Genomic DNA, 18,727 nt, shown 5'->3' on the forward strand with positions numbered 1-18,727 from the left:
AGCTAAATAAATTATAAAAGAAAAAGCCTGTCCGGAAAAAGAACAGGCTTGCTTATACGGCAACTGGTAATCAACCTGTTACCTTTTTATACATTTTTGCGAGTTTTTCTACTACGTAGTCAATTTCTTCGGGGGTGTTGTACTTGCTCATCGAAAACCGGATGGCTCCCCGGTTTGGATCAGTATTAATGGCCTGCAATACGTGAGAGCCAATATTGGAGCCGCTGGTGCAGGCACTGCCTCCCGAAACCGAAATTTTATTTATATCGAGGTTAAAAAGCAGCATTTCGTTGATAGACGAAGCCGGCAAACTTACATTTAAAACGGTATATAAACTTTTATCAGCTTCGGCCGAATAGCCGTTAAACTGCAAGTCGGGCACGTTCTGCAGCAGTTGAGAAATTAACCTATCCTTCAAGCCCTGGATATATTTTTGCTGTTCGTTCATATCGCGGTAAGCAATTTCCAGGGCTTTGGCCAACCCGATAATGCCGTAAACATTTTCTGTTCCGCCCCGCATATTCCGCTCCTGCGCACCGCCATGGATGAGCGGCGGCACTTTTACGGCGGCATTGGTATAAATAAACCCCACCCCTTTCGGTCCGTGAAACTTATGCGCGGAACCCACTAAAAAATGTACGGGTAGTTTCTGCAAATCGTGCCGGTAATGCCCCATGGTTTGCACCGTATCGGAATGAAATATTGCCCCGTAGCGCTTACAAATTTCCCCAATAACCTGAATATCATTAATATTTCCGATTTCGTTGTTGCCGTGCATAATGGAAACCAGGGTCAGCGGCCGTTCGGCTAATAACTGTTCCAGGTGCTCCAGGTCTAATCCGCCTTTATCATCGTGGTTTACAAAACTTAATTCCAGTTCGCCGTTTTTTTGCAAAGCCTCTAAAGAGTGCAGCACCGCGTGGTGCTCCAGGGGCGAGCTAATGGCGTGCTTAATACCCAGACTACGCACCGTACTGAAAATGGCAGCATTATCGGCCTCGGTACCACCCGAGGTAAAAAATATTTCGGCGGGTGATGTATTTAATATATTAGCAATGGTTTTCCGGGCTTTTTCAATAGCTGCGCGTACCTGCCGGCCGTGGGTATGAATAGACGACGGATTCCCGAAATGCTCCAGCATATAAGGCGCCATTGCTTCAAACACCTCCTTATCTAAAGGTGTGGTGGCCGCATTATCGAGATAAACCTGCATATATTAGTTAAAAGTTGAGAGTTAATCGTTAAAAGTTAATCTGGTTAGAATAATTACTATAATGAGAACAACGTCCAGACATAAGCCGGTTTTTAAACAGGCTTTCTATAATCCTCCATATCTCACCTTTATCCATTTAACTTTTAACGATTCTCCAGATTTAATTATTAATAATCTCTTTTATATCAGTGATTATTTTATTGGCCAAATGGTCGGCGGTTACAATGGCATCCGATTCGGCATATATCCGGATGATGGGCTCTGTGTTTGATTTCCGAAGGTGTACCCATTCTTTTTCAAATTCAATCTTTACCCCATCGATGGTATTAATGGGCTGTTTGGCATATTTCTGCTGCACTTTCACCAGCACCTCATCCACATTAATATTGGGCGTTAACTCTATTTTATTTTTAGAGATGTGGTAATTGGGGTATGTATTTCTTAAGCGGCTGGTGCTTAACCCGGATTTTGCCAGGTAGGTTAAGAATAAAGCAATCCCCACCAACGCATCACGGCCGTAGTGCAGTTCAGGGTAAATTACACCACCGTTTCCTTCGCCGCCAATAACCGCATTTTCCTCTTTCATCTTGGTAACTACGTTTACCTCTCCTACCGCGGCCGCTGCATACTGGCCACCGGCTTTCTCGGTTACATCGCGTAATGCCCGGGTAGATGATAAGTTAGAAACTGTATTACCTTTGGTATGTTGCAACACGTAATCGGCAACGGCCACCAGGGTATATTCTTCGCCAAACATGCTACCATCCTCGCAAATCAGCGCCAGGCGGTCCACATCCGGATCTACCACAATACCCAAATCGAACCGGCCTTTTTCTATTAAATTAGAAATTTCGTGCAGGTTTTCGGGCAGCGGCTCGGGGTTATGCGGAAAATTACCGTCGGGCTCGCAGTATAGTTTTTCAATTTGGGTAACTCCCAGGGCCTCTAACAGCATTGGCACCGCAATACCCCCCGTAGAGTTTACCGCATCAATTGCTATTTTAAAATCGCGGGCTTTTATAGCTTCCAAATCTACCAGGGGTAAATCCAGAATAGCCTTAATATGCGCTTCCAGCGCATTGTCGTTTTGGGTATACGTACCTAACTTGTTTACCGGAGCAAAATCAAAAGCCTCTTGTTCGGCTAATTGCAGCAACAGTTTACCTTCGGCATCCGAAATAAATTCGCCTTTGTTGTTTAACAATTTTAAGGCATTCCACTGTTTGGGATTATGGCTGGCCGTTAATATAATGCCGCCCGCTGCCTTTTCGGCCGGTACCGCCATTTCTACAGTTGGCGTGGTAGATAAGCCCACATCAATTACATTAATACCCAAGCCCTGCAAGGTAGCACAAACCAGTTTGTTAACCATGTCGCCGGAGATTCGGGCATCACGCCCAACCACTACGGTGTTTCCCTGCGCTGCCTGCAATATCCAGGTTCCGTAAGCGGCCGTAAACTTTACAACATCCAGCGGCGTTAATGCTTCGCCAGCTTTTCCGCCAATGGTACCCCTAATACCTGATATAGATTTTATTAAAGCCACTTTTGTTTTAATTTTTGTACAAAAGTAGTTAATAGAATATAATATCACGCGAAAAATTCACTTGGCCCGGTTATAATTAACATGCGCTCCCCACCGCCCCAGCCGGTCAAAATTAAATTCGGATTTTTTTAGAAAAGATTTATGGAATTTCGAAAGCGCTGCATCTTATTAGTATAAATTGCACCAATGCGGCTATTTAAAACGTTAGCTAACCCTAAAAACGAAGCAATACCGCAGTAATGTAATTTATAAACAATGGAACACACTGAAGAAGGAAAAGAATCAGTAAGAGCAAAACAGTTGCAGGCCTTTAACCGGCTTTTGGATATTATGGACGACCTGCGGGAGAAATGCCCCTGGGACCGGAAACAAACCATTGCCAGCCTGCGGCATTTAACCATTGAAGAGACCTACGAGCTTTCGGATGCTATTATACGCAACGATATGCAGGACCTGAAAAAAGAATTAGGCGATGTAATGTTGCACCTGGTGTTTTACGCCAAAATAGCTTCCGAAACGAACACGTTTAATTTGGCGGAGGTGCTTGATACCTTATGTGACAAACTGGTATTCCGGCACCCGCACATTTACGGCGAAACCACCGCAAATACAGAAGAGGAGGTAAAACAAAATTGGGAGAAACTTAAAATTAAAGAAGGTAATAAATCGGTATTAGGGGGCGTTCCGGTTTCGTTACCCGCATTGGTAAAAGCCATGCGTATTCAGGAAAAAGCCCGCGGTGCAGGTTTCGACTGGGACGCAAAAGAGCAGGTCTGGCAAAAAGTGCAGGAAGAACTCCGGGAGTTTGAGCATGAGTTTAACCGTCCCGATTCATCTCAGGTAGATTTAGAGAAAGCTACCGGTGAATTTGGAGATTTGCTGTTTTCGCTCATAAACTTTGCCCGCTTTATCCGGATTAACCCCGAAGAAGCGCTGGAGAAAACGAATTTAAAGTTTATTAAACGTTTTCAGTACATGGAAGAAGAATCGGCGAAGGAAGGAAAAAATTTAGCTACGATGTCGTTGGCCGAAATGGATGTTTATTGGGAAAGAGCCAAGCAACATTAACGCACACCAGCCGTTAATGTCTGTAAAGTGTTACAAATCTGATGAATACCTTAGATTTAGCAGCTACAACATAGTAAAATACTTTAATAAATACTTGTTTTATTCCAAATTATTAAATAATATATTTGGCTTACTTACAAAATTTATAAATATTTTCCACCATCCTAGATTATTTACTAATATAAATTAGCTTTTATTAGTACAATAGTAAAATTCTTCTATATTTGTTAAATTATGAATGAAAACGTGAAAAGCGGTGTTTTGTGGGATATTTGATTTTAATTAGGTTTGTAAAGAGAAGGCAAAGCAAATAATGTAAAAAAAGCATATTTATCCGGTTGACCGCTTTGAAATTTCAATCCGTTTTACATATTTGCATAAACATTGGTTATTTAATAGTTAAAAAGATAATTAGTAAAAACACATTTTAACAACTTTATAGCAGGATAATTAAAATTTTAAAAACCCAAACACAAACAACTAAACTTTAAATTTACAACAACAATGGAAAGAAAGAATGTAGTAAGTACCAATGCTCCAAAACCAGCAGTTAATACCGCAACTGATAAATCTGATGGTAAAGCGGGTTCTGTTTTTGCCAGTATTGTTATTCCAGTAGCAATTGTGGTTTCGTTTTTAATTTACATGTTTATTTTAGGTAACCCTGCTAACTTCGAAGGTGGCAATCCGGAAAATCACCCGCTGCCAGGTAACTATTTAGGTGTAGTATACAAAGGTGGTATTATCGTACCTATGTTAATTTCGCTTAACCTAATGGTTTTAGTATTTGCTATTGAGCGTTTCTTAACTATCAGCAAAGCCAAAGGCACCAAAGGCATCGAGCAGTTTGTTCGGACTATCCGTCAGAAATTAAACCAAAAAGACATTAATGGTGCTATTGCGGCCTGCGATGTACAAAAAGGTTCGGTAGCTAACGTGGTTAAGGCTGGTTTAGGCAAATACAAAGAAATGGAACTGGACCGCGAATTACCAAAAGATCAAAAAATTCTGGCTATTCAGAAAGAAATTGAGGAATCTACCGCGCTGGAATTACCAATGTTAGAAAAGAACCTGGTTATTATTTCAACCATTGCTTCTATCTCTACGCTGGTTGGTTTGATCGGTACAGTACTTGGTATGATTAAAGCGTTCGCGGCTCTTGCAACTGCCGGTTCTCCGGATGCAGTAGCACTCGCCAACGGTATCTCTGAAGCCTTGATTAACACAGCTCTTGGTATTATTGGTTCTACCCTGGCTATTATTGCTTACAACTACTTTACCAGCAAAATTGATGCCCTTACTTACAGCATCGACGAAGCCGGTTTCAGTATCATTCAAACGTTTGCTGCCGAGCACGATAGTGTTGGTAATGCCACACACCGTCCGGCTAACGTATAATTTAAAAATTCTTAAAAGAAAAGTAAATGCCAAAAGTAAAACCGCACAGAGCCAAGCCCTCGCTGGATATGACACCCATGGTGGACTTGGCCTTCCTGCTGGTAACTTTCTTCATGCTGATTTCAAAATTTGCGCCTGAAGAAGTTGTTGTGGTAGATACGCCTTCTTCTACATCTGATATTAAACTGCCGGAATCTGATATTCTTACCATTACGGTAGATAAAAACGGCCGCATTTTTTACGGAGTAGAAGGGCAGCATACCAAGCGGGAATTAATTGATAAAATGTCAGCGAAATACAACATTGCTTTCACGGAAGCGGAAAAGGCAAAATTCTCGAATACCGCAAGTTTCGGGGTGCCTATAGCCAACCTGAAGCAAGTATTAAACGCATCTGAAAGCCAGATTAAAAATATTAATCAACCTGGCATACCGGCTGACTCTCTTAACAACGAATTGGGTGATTGGATTTACCAAACCCGTTTGTCTAATCCGAAAGTTAGGATAGCCATTAAAGGAGATAGCGACGCTGATGTGCCTACTATTAAAAAAGTAATTAAAACGTTGCAGGACAAAAAGGTAAACCGGTTTAACCTGATTACCGATATGGAAGCAAAACCTAGAATTTAAACCGCAAGAAAATGGCAGAAATACAAGAAAAAGGCGGCGGTGGCGGTAAAGGCGGGAAGAAAAGGGCAAAGAAGCAGTCAACCAAAATCGATATGACACCAATGGTGGATTTGGGTTTCCTTCTCCTGACCTTCTTCATTCTTACCACAACGTTCGCTAAGCCACAGACGATGGAAATCAGTATGCCGGTAAAGCCTAAAAACCAGGATGAGCAATCGGAACTAAAAGCTTCCAATGCGCTTACCTTATTATTGGCTGAGAACGATAAGATATACTGGTACGCTGGTTTGCCGGACGCCCCGGCCGAACCGGGGGTACAAACAACAACTTATGCGGCAAATGGTATCCGAAAGATATTACTTGATCGTAAAAGTAATCCAGACTTAGTAGTTTTGATTAAACCCATGGAAAAAGCGCGCTACAAGAACTTAGTAGACTTGCTTGACGAAATGAACATAACTGAATCTAATAAGTATGCGATTGTGGATGTGGACCCGCGGGATGAAAAGTTAGTGGAACAAGCAAAAGCTGAAGGAAAATAGGAAATGGAAACTAAACTTGATTATTCAACCGCGTCGCTGAATGACATTGTCTTCGAGACGCGGAACAAGGCTTACGGTGCTTATTTTCTTCGCAAGATTTACAACAAGCACGTAACCATTGCAACATTTATCGCTATTGCTATTTTTATTCTTTTTATTAGTGCTCCGCTTATTGCCAACCTGTTGGGTGGCGATGAAGAAGAAGTAGTTTTACAAGAAGAAAGAGTAGTTGAGCTGACCGAGCCACCGGCCCTGGAAAATAAACCACCGCCACCGCCGCCACCTGATTTGCCGCCACCGCCACCACCAGTGGTATCAACGGTAAAATTTACCCCTCCCGTTATTAAAAAAGACGAAGAGGTACGGAAGGAAGAAAAAATTCCGGATCAGAAGGAACTGGAAGATGTGGTTATCTCTACGGCAACAGTAGAAGGAAACACCAAGGAAGAGGTTTTAACTGTGGTTGAAGCGCCTAGCGAAGTAGGCGAAGTAGTAGAAGACAAAATCTTTACCTTTGTGGAGCAGCAACCATCTTTCCCGGGTGGTGAAAGCGAACTGAACAAGTTCATCAAAAAGAACCTGAAATACCCGCCAGCCGCTTTACGGAATGGCCTGGAAGGCTTGGTGGTAGTACAGTTTGTGGTAAACCGTGAAGGCGAGATTTCTGACGTAGCTGTAGTTAAAAAACTAGGCGGCGGAACTGATGAAGAAGCTATGCGCGTTGTGAAAATGATGCCCAAGTTTGCCCCAGCCAAGCAGAACGGTAGACCTGTTAGCTTCCGGTACACTTTACCAGTTCGTTTTGGTTTACAATAAAAAATTAATTTAAAAATAAAAAAAACCGAAGTAACTAAAACTTCGGTTTTTTTTATTGCCGCCTTATAAATTTCCAGGTCATTTTCTGATTTCAGCCAGCAAATTTTGTTTTTGAAATTGTTGTGCAATATCTGTCATTCTGGAATTCTAAGGATTCCGGCAGAAACCAGTTCATTAATTGCTAACAAGTTTTCTTACCAAAACAGGTAAGAACCCCATGTATAGTAGCAGTTATAAAATCAACCTTTAAACTGGTAATAATATTTCCGTTGGTTCTTTATGGAATTTAAACCTTTTTCAATCATTAAAAATAAAGAAGAGAAAAATGAGGGAACAATTTGAAAAAACACCGGAAACCACTGCCCAAAAGGTACTGAAATACTTTTCACTCCTCATGACGCTGGCTTACCCAATTTTGGGATTGTATTTGCTGTTATCTTCGCCGGAACAAATAGCCCTGGATCCTAAAGCAAAAATTGGGGTAGGTGTAATGCTTATGTTGTATGGTATCTATCGTTTTTACCGTACCTACCAGCGCTATTTTAAAGCAAACAGAACCACAGAACAAAACGATTAGCATCTGCTATCATGGAAAGCTAGTAGTAAGTAAAAATTATGATAGGCTAAATTCAATAAATATCGTATATAATATTTATTTGGGTTTAAATGAGAAAAGATAAAGTAAATAAAAGCTGTTTGTTTGATTAGGTTTATCTGTTTTACACTTACAATTTTAGGTAATAAGAAAATGAAAAACTGCTTTAATTTACTCCTTTGGGCGATTTTTGTTTGTGCTGCCATGGGTGCGTGTAATAGATCGGGTGAAATATCCGATACTCCTACCTCCGGTACCATGAAAATAAGCGTAGATGAATCTTTTGCGCCCATTATAGATTCGCATGTTTATACTTTTCAGAAACTGTATAAGTATGCTAAGGTAAATGCTGCTTATAAGCCTGAAGGCGAAGTAATGAAAGACTTACTGCAGGATAGTGCCCGCTTAGTAATTGTAGCCCGGCAACTTACCCCTACGGAAATGCAGGTTTTTGAAAAAATAAAAATTACCCCACGGGTAACCAAAGTAGCCATAGATGGGGTAGCTCTAATTGTACATCCCGAAAATACCGATACCCTTTTGGCTATTCCCCAGCTAAAAGATATATTTACCGGTAAAACTACGTCTTGGAAAAAAATTAACGCAAAGTCGGCGCTAGACGATATTACAATAGTTTTTGACAATAGCAATTCCAGCACTGCCCGCTACGTTATTGATTCAATCAATCAAAAACAGCCATTGCCGGCAAAAGCTTTTGCCGCTAAATCTAACCCGGAACTGGTAGACTACGTAGCCAACAATCGGAATGCTATTGGTGTAATTGGTGTAAACTGGATAAGTGATTTTGATGATTCGACGGCGATTGGCTTTTTAAAGAAGATAAAAGTAGTAGCAGTGGGTCGTAATATAAATCCAGCTGCGCCGGACACTTACTATCAGCCATTTCAAGGCTATCTGGCCGAAGGAACTTATCCGCTCCGCCGCAACTTGTATATTATAAGCCGGGAAGCACGGGCAGGTCTTGGCACAGGTTTTGCATCTTTTGTAGCAGGCGATAAAGGTCAGCGCATATTTTTAAAGTCGGGACTAGTACCGGCAACGATGCCTATCAGGCTGGTGAATATTAGAGAATAACAAACAATAACTTTAAATTTATAACAACTTAAAAGTAAAACCAATGATTAAGAACTGGAAATATGTCCTTGTGATTGGCGCCTCTTTCGTGGCTACGACTGCATTTTCGCAATCGGTGAAAGACGGGCAACGCGCAACTGATTTAGAGCGCTACAAAGAAGCGACAAGGACCCTGCAGACCTTAAGTAAATCGAACAACGAAGAAGCAGCACTTTATTTGGCTGATGCTTACTTAAGAGCCGGCAAAGCAGATTCTGCCGCTATTTATTTAAACCAGGCCGCCGGCATGAATGCAAAATCGGCTATAGGTATGGTTGCTGCCGGTAAAGCAGCTTTACTCAAAGGTAACGCAAGCGAAGCTGAAAGTAAATTTGAGGATGCGATTAAAGCTTCCAGGAAAAAAGACCCGCAAATTTACAAGCTGATTGGCCAGGCCTACGCCGATGCCAATGTGAAAGATGCTACCAAGGCGATTGAATATTTAAATCGAGCCAATGAGCTAGCCAAAAACAAAGATCCGGAAGTATTTATTATTATGGGTGATGTGCAGCAACTGCAGCCAAACGGCGGTGGCCCGGCTATGACAGCTTACGACCGGGCTTTGCAAATCGATAGCAAAAATGCAAAAGCACATTTCAAGCGAGGTCAACTTTACGTACGTTCCCGTAACTTCAACGAAGCGCAAACGGCTTTGCAAGCAGCCATAGCGGCCGATGCCAATTATGCACCTGCTTATCGCGAATTAGCCGAAATGTATTATTTCGCCGGTAAATATGACCAGGCTTTGGAGAATATGAAGAAATATATTTCCATGGCAGAGAATACGCCGGATACCCGCGCTAAATATGCTTCCTTCCTTTTCTTAACCAAAGACTATGCTGGTACCATTCGGGAAGCCCAGGAAGTGTTAAAGCGGGATCCGAAAAACGCAGTAATGAACCGGGTTATGGCTTACTCGCTGTACGAAACTGAAAAAAATGCGGAGGCTTTAACTACCATGGAAAACTACTTTAAAGTAGCCGATCCAACCAAAGTGCTAGCCTCGGATTATGCCTACTACGGCCGGATGTTGGCAGAAGGGGGCAAAGCGGCTGAAGCCCAGACAAATTTCGACAAAGCTTTGGCCATGGATGCAACCAACATAGAGCTAATGGATGACATTGCTTCGTTCTACCTGAAACAAAAAGATTATGCCAAAGCCATTGATTTGTACAGAAAGATTATTGCTTCGAATCCTAAAAACCTAAACGTTTATAACGTAAGGTTAGCTGATGCGCTCTTTGCCAATAACAACCTGGACGAAGCCGACCAACTATACGGCGCTGTATTAAAGGCAAATCCTACTTATGCGCACGGTATTTTCAGAAGAGCTCAGATTGCCGATGAAAAAGACACAGATAAATCCGGCGATGCAAAACCACTTTTTGAAGAGTTTATAAAAGTTGTGAACCAAGATCCGTCTAAAATTGAGTCTTATAAAGGTTATTTAATTCCGGCCAATTATTTATTAGGCTTCTATGCTTATAAAGCAAAGGATTATCCTACTGCCCGTAAGTACTGGCAAGAAGTTAAAAAACTAGACCCAAGTAATAAAGAGGCGACTACTGGTTTAGCTAACCTGGATGCTTTAAGTAAAGGCGCCAGAAGATAACCTGATTCGTATCTTAAAAATAGAAGGGCTGCTTTTTTGAAAGCAGCCCTTTTTTATTCTTCTTATCTCCTGCACATAGCCATCCATTAGGAATATAGCTTTTTAAAAGATGATTATTTAGAATAGACCTGGCTACTATCTAATTAAATACAAGAAGCGGGGGGCAATAAATTTCTAAGCCAGCGCTATGCAAAGCCCAACGGGTTTACCTAATCTGGCACATGATACACCAAGCAAGGGGATATTACTCGGCATAAACCTCCCATTTTTGCAGCACTTGTACAAAGTCTTCGGGCAGTTCCGAATCGAACTGCATAAACTGGTGGGTAACCGGATGCCGGAAACCTAATGATTTGGCATGAAGCGCCTGCCGGGGCATTATCTTTAAAGCATTTTGTACAAAGGCTTTAAAGGAGGCGGTGTGTTTACCGTAACTGCTTTGGTTAAGACCGTAAGTAGCATCGCCGAATAACGGATGGCCGATAAACTTCATGTGGGCTCTAATCTGGTGTGTACGGCCAGTTTCGAGGTTACATTGGATAAGCGACACATATCCGAAAGATTTTAAAACTTTGTAATGCGTAACCGCGTGTTTACCCTGTTCGCCGTTCGGATAAACAGCCATTACTTTCCGGTCTTTAATACTCCGGCCAATGTGCCCGGTTATGGTACCCTGCGCTTCTTTCGGTACCCCCCAGACCAACGCATAATAGGTACGCTCTATACTGTGGTCGAAAAACTGCCGTGCCAGGTAAGCCATTGCTAAATCGGTTTTGGCTATTACCAATAAACCCGAGGTATCTTTATCGATGCGGTGAACCAAGCCAGGCCGACCTTCGCCGTTACGGGACGTAGGTAAATTCTGTAAATAATAAGTTAGCGCATTTACCAAAGTACCGGTCCAGTTGCTATAAGCCGGGTGCACCACCATGTTAGCGGGTTTATTTACCAGCAGCAACTCATCGTCTTCGTAAATAATATTTAAAGGAATATTTTCGGGTACAATATCCGTGTCGCGGGGCGGGTCTGGGAGCGTTATGGTAATTATGTCCTGCGGCTTTACCTTATAGCTGACCTTAACCGGGGCATTATTTACCTGCACCGACTCGGCTTTGATAGCACTCTGGAGTTTGTTACGGGTAACATTAGGCAACCGATCCATCAGGAATTTATCAATTCGCAATAAGGCCTGGCCTTTATCTACCACAATCCGGTGGTGCTCGTAAAGCTCATCCGAATCAGCCGTAGTAATATCAATATTTTCTGTATCCATAGAAAGCAGCCTGTATTATCAGCGGTTAATTACCCTAATGGGTAAAACCCGAAATAAAAAAGAAACACAAAACTACGTAAAAAACAAAAGCCGATGTGGTTCACACATCGGCTTCTGGTTAAACTAAAAACTTATTATTTTTTCTTTTTAGTGTTGGTAGCTGGTTTGGTAGCAGCCGGCGTAGTAGTAGCCTTTGGCGTAGTGTTGTTAGCGGCCGGAGAGGTGGTAGTATTACCAGCAGTACCTTTTGCCGGCGGCGTTACGCCCATTTTCTTTAACACCAGGTCAGAGATATTACCATCTTCCGGCGCGTGTAATAAAATAGCGTTGGTTCCGTAACCAGCATCGGAGTTAAACACATAGGTATAACCATTTTCTTTTGCTACTTCGTCGATAGCTGACTGCATTTTTTTGTAAGCCGGCTCCAGCAAAGACTGTTGCTTTTTCTGTAAAGAAACTTCGGCATTCTTCTGAAACTCCTCAATAGAGGTTCTCAAACCCATTAATTCTTTTTCTTTATCGGCCCGCACAACTTCCGTCATGGTAGAGGCGCCTTTTTGGTAAGCTTCGCCTTTGGTTTCAAATTCTTTATACTTAGCCTGTAGCTGAGACTCTAATTGGGTGCTATATGCTTTCAGATCTGATTCTATCCGTTTGGCTTCCGGCATTAAGGCCAGGATATACTCTACGTTCGTATATCCGATTTTGAGAGAGGCAGGGGCTTGTGCGCGCGAGGAAAAAACACCCACAGTCATTAAAAATGCTACTGCCACTAAAACTTTAAATTTGTTCATTGCTTAAATAATTACGTTTGTGTTACTTTTTTTTACTTTGGGTTTTATTAGGTTGTGCTTTATTTGTTGTTGGCTTCCGGTTAGTGCCAGTTCCGGCAGGTTGTGTCGCCTTTTCTTCTGTTATATCGTCCGGCTGCACGCCAGCCCCGGGCGTATCATTGGCGTTCACAGTTGGCCGGTTAGTACCCGGCGTATTTTTCTCCGGCGATGAGAGGCCTAATGCCTCTAAAACATATTCGGTGTAATCATGCACCGGGTTGGTATACAACATTACCAAAGACCCCGATTTATCGAAAACAATTTGTAATTGCCGCTGCTTGGCAACTTTCTCGATGGCATCGTAAACCTCGTCCTGCACCGGTTTAATCAACTCCTGCCGCCGCCGGAACAACTGGCCTTCAAAACCAAATATTCTTTTTTGATACTCTTTTACTTCCTGTTCCTGCGACTCGATTTCGGCCTGACGTTTTTTCTTCATTTCTTCTGTCAGAAGTACTTCTTCGGCCTGGTAGCTTTTATGCAGTTTATCTATTTCTTTATACCGGTTTTCAATATCCCGCTGCCAGTTTTCAGCAATCTTGTCTATCTCTTTCTGTGCAGCTACATAAGCAGGCATCTTACTCAAAATAAATTCTGAGTCTACGTAGCCGAACTTTTGCCCGTAAGCCACTTGCCCCAGCGAAACCAAGCTCAAAACTAAAAATACTATCTTTTTCATTTTATTCAAAATGGCATCTGCTTTAAAGCAAGTTTTAAGCTAAATCAGTTCCTTTTTCACTTAGTAGTTTTAAATCTTGCAATAATTAATCCAGTTTTAAATTTGCCCGGTTTAATTAAATAACAAAAAAGAAAGAAAAACAATTTAGTTTCTATTACCTGATTTGCTGGCCAATCATAAAGTGGAATTGTCCTTTCTTCTCACTACCTGGGTACTGATCAAAAGGTATACCATAATCAAAGCCCAGCAAACCAAAGGCCGACATAAATATCCGGGCTCCTACCCCAGCCGACCGGTATAATTTAAAAGGATTATAATTGCGGTAAGAGGCAAAGTTATTACCAGCTTCGGCAAAGCCCAGCACAAATACCGTAGCGGCCGGGTTAGGCGATACCAGGAAGCGCGCTTCGGCCACGTACTTGGTAAAAGCAATACCGCCATTATTCTGCCCGGTCTTCGGATCAACCGGCGATACCGACTGGTCTTCGTAACCACGCAAACCCACAAACTCGGTACCCACAATAAAATTACCTACCCCCATACCAGAGCCACCTAACTTAAAGCGCTCAAAAGGCCCAACATCGCGTTTGTCGCTAAAGGTATTCAGGAAGCCAAAGTGCGCACGGGTATTCAGTACAAACTTACCACCGGCCGTTAATGGCGTAAACCAGGAGGCATCAAACATCCATTTATGGAACTCAATCCATTTGTTTTTATCGAAATTATCGGATAAGCGCGAGTAAGGAGGCGTTACGTTCAGGCTTAAGCTAATAGAAGAACCGCGCCGCGGGAAAGTTAACTGGTCTAAGCTGCTGCGCGATAAAGTATTAATAAAGGAAATACTGTTGGCCGATGCTTGGGTAGCATTCGGGTCAGAATTACCAAAATTATAATAGTTAATAAAATCGCCGCTGGTAATGTATTGGTTATAACTAAGCGAGTGCGATAAAGAGAAATTTTGATCGGGTTTGCGCAAACGACGACCCAAACTAATATTAGCTCCGTTAATAATAATTGCTCCTTGTTCGCGGTTATCGCCGGTAATGCTTCTGGAGATGGTTTTATTAATACCTACGCTAAAAGAGTTACGGCGACGTCCGCCCAACCAAGGCTCGGTAAAGGACAAAGAGTAAGACTGGTAACGCAAACCGTTGGCCTGAATGTTAAGCGCCAGCCGCTGGCCATCGCCACTCGGAATAGGCCGCCAGTTCCTGAAATCGGTAGCTTTACGGGCCGAGAAATTATTCAGCACCAAACCTACCGTACCAACCAGGCCATAAGGGCCACCCCAGCCACCCGATAGCGTAATTTGGTCGTTAGGTTTTTCTACTACGGTATATTTAATATCAACGGTACCTTCGGCTTCGTTCGGAATAGGGTTCATGCCAATTTGTTCCGGGTCGAAATAACCCAAACCGGCAATTTCCCGCTGGGAGTTAATCAGGTTAGTCCGGCTAAATTTTTGTCCGGGCACCGTATAAAGTTCGCGCAATACCACGTGGTCGCTGGTTTTGGAATTACCCGCAATGGTTACGTCCTTAATTCTGGCTTGTGCACCTTCGTAAATACGCATTTCAATATCAATAGAGTCGCCTTCTACGGCCACTTCTACCGGGTTAACCTGAAAAAACAGGTAACCATCGTCCATGTATAACGATGAAACATCCATGCCGCCGGCCGGATCGTATTGCAGACGTTTTTCTAAGCGCTCTTTGCTGTACGCATCGCCACGCTCTATGCCCAACACGCTGGACAACTGCTTATCGTCGTACACATAATTCCCCCGCCAGGTAATATTCCGGAAATAATATTTCTGACCTTCGTTAATGCGCAAGGCAATGCCTAAGCGGTCTTCCGAAATATTATACACCGAATCCGAAATAATTTCGGCATCGCGGTACCCTTGCGAGTTATAATAATCTATAATAGCTTTTTTATCTTCTTCGAACTTAGCAGGCTGAAACTTAGAAGCGGTGAGTACTTTGTAGAACTTCTTTTCTTTGGTGTTCTTCATTTTGCTCCGCAGCTTTTTATCCGGAATAGCATCGTTGCCGATAAAGGTGATATCTTCTATCTTAACTTTATCGCCCCGGTCTACATTTATGTTTAACACCACACTGTTCGCCAGCACCGAATCGGGCCGGGGTACAATATTTACCTTTACATTCCGGAAACCTTTTTCGAGGTAATATTTCTGTACGGCATTTTTGGTCGTGTTCATTAAGGCATCGGTAACTACCCGGCCCCGGATTAAGCTTATTTTCTTAGTTAGTTCGTCTTCCTGGCCTTTCTTTATGCCATTAAAAACAAACCGCGACAATCGTGGCCTCTCAGTCAGGAAAAAATCGAGGTATATTTTGTCGCCCTCTATTTTGGTAACAAAAACCTCCACATCGCCAATAATGCCCTGATCCCATAGCTTATTAAGGGCTTTACCCAGGTCTTCGCCGGGCACCGTAACCGGATCGCCAACTTTAAGGCCCGTAATGGAAATAAGCGTATTCGGATCGAGAAATTTAGCCCCGCTCACCGTAATACCCCCAATCTGGTACCGTTTAGGATTGGCGTAATCCAACGGAGTAGCATTGCCGGAAGGATTTAAATTTACTTGTGCTCCTGCTGTAAGCACCGTTGCCGTTAAAAATAACAGCAACATAACCTTTTTAATCATTTAACGTTATTTCGTAAGTTGTTCGCTTATTTTACCAAATCTTCTTTCCCTTCGCTGGAACGAGAGCAATGCCTCATATAAATGCTGCTTCCGAAAATCAGGCCATAATAAGTCTGTAATGTATAATTCTGAATAAGCCAGTTGCCACAACAAAAAGTTGCTAATTCGCTGCTCACCACTCGTGCGGATTAATAATTCCGGATCGGGCATGTTACGCGTAGATAAATAATTGCTTACTGTTTCTTCCCGAATATCGGTTACCGTTAATTTACCAGCTTCCAAATCCTGGCCGATGGCTTTTATGGCTTGGGTAATATCCCAGCGGCCACTGTAACTAAGCGCCAGCACCAAGGTCATGCGGGTATTTGATTCGGTCAGGGTTATGGCTTCCATTAATTCTTTCCGGCAGGCATCCGGTAAAGAATCCATGTCGCCAATTGCTTTTAATCTGATATTATTTTTAGTTAAAGTAGCAGTTTCTTTCCGGATAGTTGTTACCAACAACTGCATGAGGGCATTTACCTCCAGCTTCGGCCGCGACCAGTTTTCCGTCGAAAAAGCATATAAAGTTAAATAACCAATGCCCAGTTCCGCTGCTGCCTCTACCGTTTCGCGTACGGCTGTTATTGCATTCTGATGACCAAAAATCCGAAGCCCACCTTTTTTCTTTGCCCACCTACCGTTACCGTCCATAATAACGGCAACATGCTTCGGCAAATTGTTTAAATCAATTTTTTCCTGAAGGTTCATCCAAACAAAATTTCGTTGCAAGTTATAAAAACCTGCCCAATTTTCAGAACACCCAAAGTCTTTTGTTAGTTTTAATAAGCGGATTTATAATTAATTAGCCTTAAAGAAGCTATGCAAGGCGCGCTAAAAAGCCCTGCGTAAGGATTAAAACAGGTGTTTACTGCAGTAATCTTTTGTTACCCTTGTAAGGCTCAGGGCAAATAAGTTTATAAAATGTATAAGAAATGCTTACCCCGCTGTAGTAGTACCAGTCTTTATCATAAGGATTGGTAAAAGGCAGTTCCTCGGGCGGATTCGATTCATGATCTTTCTTTTTCAGGTAATCTACCTTATCACCGCCTTTCAGCAGGGTTTTCCTGGCCCCCACTTCCAACCCCAGATTCCAATGCCGCGATAAGGCATATTTAAAACCTACCCCCAACGGAATAGCTAGTACAAAACCGTTTTCGAAAGGTTTAATGGTGTTATTATGCAAAACTACTTTGTTGTTATAATTGGTAACCGCCGCGTTCAGGAAAAAATAAGGGGTCCAGCGGATGCGCCGTTTCTGATCATAATAATTTAAAAAATTATAATCTATTCCGGCCGATAATTCAATCAGGTTGGTTCGCATGTCGGCCAAGCGGTATTGGTTAAGAGGCCTATCTACGTTTTCGTCCTTGGCGCGCATCAGGCCCAGCAGCAATCCGCCCCGCAGCACCAATGCCTGCGATACATCTCTTTTATAAAAAATATTAAAAGCCGGCCGGTTGTTCGCAAAACGGTAGTTGGGCGATACCTCACCTTTGTAAGTGGTTGCACCTACCCCTATCCCTAATTCACTGGTCCGGTAAGATTGTGACTGCGCCTTGGCACTTGGAGCAAAAAAAACACTCCCTACTTGAATGCTACAAATAAGGAGTGTAAATAAGAAACGAGTTTGAATCATGCTTTAATTTAAATATACCATAAGCTAGCCTAAGCTAAACTTATTACCTGAATTTAGGCCCTCTGGTCCGTACAGGCATTATATAAGTCAGGTGCAATCCGGTAATAATATACCAATCGTCGTCGGTAACATCACCCCGCTGTTCGCCCTTTACGCCATAACCTGGCAAATGCGAATACGGCGTACCGCTTGGGTCGGCCATAGCGCCTGGAAATCCAGACTGTCCGCTTCTATCCGATAAAATGGCCGCTGCTTTGCCTTTTTCGCCACCCATCGATAATAAATCGGCTTTAGAAGCATACTGGCCGCTCACATCATCTAAATAATCGGTGAAGGTTTTACGCCAGCCAATCTCAAAACTTAAATCCCACAACCGGTCTAGCTTATAACGAAAACCAATGCCCGCTGGTATAGCAATCTGTATTTTCTTATAAGGCGATGCATAACCATTACCGCCAACTTGCTGGCCTTCCGTTCCCAAAGGCTGCAACTCATAATAACCTTCGGCTAAATCCTGACCACCATCGTGGTAGGCTTTGGGGTTATGATGGAATAAGGCTACTCCCACAAAAGCATAAGGCGTAAAGTCCGGACGGCGGGTATAAGCGCCCCGGTTTTCGTACAGGTCAAAAATCATGGTACCGCTTAACTCCTTAATATCGTTCCGGAAATTTAAGTTACGCTTGTACCGCGGAATATTTTCTTCTTCATTCTGCGAGGCACTTTTCCGGTCGTCGCCGGTTATACGCCCCCAAAACATGTTCCCACGCACCGAGAACCGGGGATACATGCGATAGGTATACTCAATACCGATATTGGGCCGGGTTGATTTAACACGCAAACTGGTGAAATCTGCTTCCGGAACAATATCCCCGAAATAGTTCATGGCGTTAAGATTAACCCCAATACTGGCGTATCTTCTTCTTTTTGTAAAGCGCTGGGCTTCGGCGTCGGTAGGCACCAGCGATAACAATATTACGCCAAGAATAAATAATGCGACAAAATTCTTCATACTGAACCAGTTAATTTCTTTACTAAAC

The 18,727-nt window shown here is 42.7% G+C and carries 17 protein-coding genes; 8 read left to right on the forward strand and 9 right to left on the reverse strand.

All coding sequences use genetic code 11. From position 1 onward, the window contains the following. Positions 1-70: 70 nt before the first annotated feature. Both AAE02nite_RS03350 and glmM read right to left on the reverse strand, forming a co-directional pair. Positions 71-1,213: a cysteine desulfurase family protein gene (locus AAE02nite_RS03350; protein ID WP_146895036.1), complete on the reverse strand. Its 1,143-nt coding sequence runs from the start codon at positions 1,211-1,213 to the stop codon at positions 71-73. 160 nt (positions 1,214-1,373) lie between these two features. Beyond that, complete coding sequence (gene glmM / locus AAE02nite_RS03355) at positions 1,374-2,759, reverse strand: phosphoglucosamine mutase (protein ID WP_146895037.1); 1,386 nt, start codon at positions 2,757-2,759, stop codon at positions 1,374-1,376. Positions 2,760-3,014: 255 nt separating this feature from the next. Here glmM and mazG point away from each other — a divergent pair, with 255 nt between their 5' ends. The 8 genes from mazG (at position 3,015) to AAE02nite_RS03395 (ending at position 10,553) form a co-directional block, all read left to right on the forward strand. Continuing rightward, positions 3,015-3,827: a nucleoside triphosphate pyrophosphohydrolase gene (gene mazG, locus AAE02nite_RS03360; protein ID WP_146895038.1), complete on the forward strand. Its 813-nt coding sequence runs from the start codon at positions 3,015-3,017 to the stop codon at positions 3,825-3,827. Between the two features lie 504 nt (positions 3,828-4,331). Then, a complete protein-coding gene (locus AAE02nite_RS03365; protein WP_146895039.1) occupies positions 4,332-5,225 on the forward strand; it encodes a MotA/TolQ/ExbB proton channel family protein in 894 nt (297 codons plus the stop codon). Between the two features lie 26 nt (positions 5,226-5,251). Continuing rightward, positions 5,252-5,854, forward strand: a complete 603-nt coding sequence (locus AAE02nite_RS03370) for an ExbD/TolR family protein (protein WP_146895040.1) — start codon at positions 5,252-5,254, stop codon at positions 5,852-5,854. Positions 5,855-5,865: 11 nt separating this feature from the next. After that, entirely contained in the window at positions 5,866-6,396 is a 531-nt protein-coding gene (locus tag AAE02nite_RS03375) for an ExbD/TolR family protein (RefSeq protein WP_146895041.1), read from the forward strand. A 3-nt stretch (positions 6,397-6,399) separates the two neighbouring features. Continuing rightward, a complete protein-coding gene (locus AAE02nite_RS03380; protein ID WP_146895042.1) occupies positions 6,400-7,212 on the forward strand; it encodes an energy transducer TonB in 813 nt (270 codons plus the stop codon). Positions 7,213-7,537: 325 nt separating this feature from the next. Next, positions 7,538-7,789 carry a hypothetical protein gene (locus tag AAE02nite_RS03385; RefSeq protein WP_146895043.1) on the forward strand — a complete coding sequence of 84 codons (252 nt, stop codon included), beginning with the start codon at positions 7,538-7,540 and terminating at the stop codon, positions 7,787-7,789. 171 nt (positions 7,790-7,960) lie between these two features. Beyond that, the gene (locus AAE02nite_RS03390) at positions 7,961-8,902 is read left to right on the forward strand and encodes a PstS family phosphate ABC transporter substrate-binding protein (protein WP_146895044.1); all 942 of its coding nucleotides are present in this window, start codon (positions 7,961-7,963) and stop codon (positions 8,900-8,902) included. Positions 8,903-8,945: 43 nt separating this feature from the next. Then, positions 8,946-10,553: a tetratricopeptide repeat protein gene (locus tag AAE02nite_RS03395; RefSeq protein WP_146895045.1), complete on the forward strand. Its 1,608-nt coding sequence runs from the start codon at positions 8,946-8,948 to the stop codon at positions 10,551-10,553. A 244-nt stretch (positions 10,554-10,797) separates the two neighbouring features. On the opposite strand, the gene AAE02nite_RS03400 is transcribed toward AAE02nite_RS03395, so the two are convergent. From AAE02nite_RS03400 to AAE02nite_RS03430, 7 genes are all read right to left on the reverse strand, one after another. Then, positions 10,798-11,826: an RluA family pseudouridine synthase gene (locus AAE02nite_RS03400; protein ID WP_146895046.1), complete on the reverse strand. Its 1,029-nt coding sequence runs from the start codon at positions 11,824-11,826 to the stop codon at positions 10,798-10,800. A 134-nt stretch (positions 11,827-11,960) separates the two neighbouring features. Beyond that, positions 11,961-12,620: an OmpH/Skp family outer membrane protein gene (locus AAE02nite_RS03405; RefSeq protein ID WP_146895047.1), complete on the reverse strand. Its 660-nt coding sequence runs from the start codon at positions 12,618-12,620 to the stop codon at positions 11,961-11,963. A gap of 22 nt (positions 12,621-12,642) precedes the next feature. Further along, complete coding sequence (locus AAE02nite_RS03410) at positions 12,643-13,338, reverse strand: OmpH/Skp family outer membrane protein (protein WP_146895048.1); 696 nt, start codon at positions 13,336-13,338, stop codon at positions 12,643-12,645. 154 nt (positions 13,339-13,492) lie between these two features. Continuing rightward, positions 13,493-16,009 carry an outer membrane protein assembly factor BamA gene (gene bamA / locus AAE02nite_RS03415; RefSeq protein WP_146895049.1) on the reverse strand — a complete coding sequence of 839 codons (2,517 nt, stop codon included), beginning with the start codon at positions 16,007-16,009 and terminating at the stop codon, positions 13,493-13,495. A gap of 6 nt (positions 16,010-16,015) precedes the next feature. Beyond that, complete coding sequence (gene uppS, locus AAE02nite_RS03420; protein ID WP_146895050.1) at positions 16,016-16,759, reverse strand: undecaprenyl pyrophosphate synthase; 744 nt, start codon at positions 16,757-16,759, stop codon at positions 16,016-16,018. Positions 16,760-16,916: 157 nt separating this feature from the next. Then, entirely contained in the window at positions 16,917-17,687 is a 771-nt protein-coding gene (gene porG / locus AAE02nite_RS03425; protein ID WP_146895051.1) for a type IX secretion system protein PorG, read from the reverse strand. Positions 17,688-17,730: 43 nt separating this feature from the next. Then, entirely contained in the window at positions 17,731-18,699 is a 969-nt protein-coding gene (locus AAE02nite_RS03430) for a DUF6089 family protein (RefSeq protein WP_146895052.1), read from the reverse strand. Positions 18,700-18,727 lie beyond the last annotated feature (28 nt).

The organism is Adhaeribacter aerolatus, assembly GCF_007991635.1.
In the GTDB taxonomy this organism is placed as follows: Bacteria; Bacteroidota; Bacteroidia; order Cytophagales; family Hymenobacteraceae; genus Adhaeribacter; species Adhaeribacter aerolatus.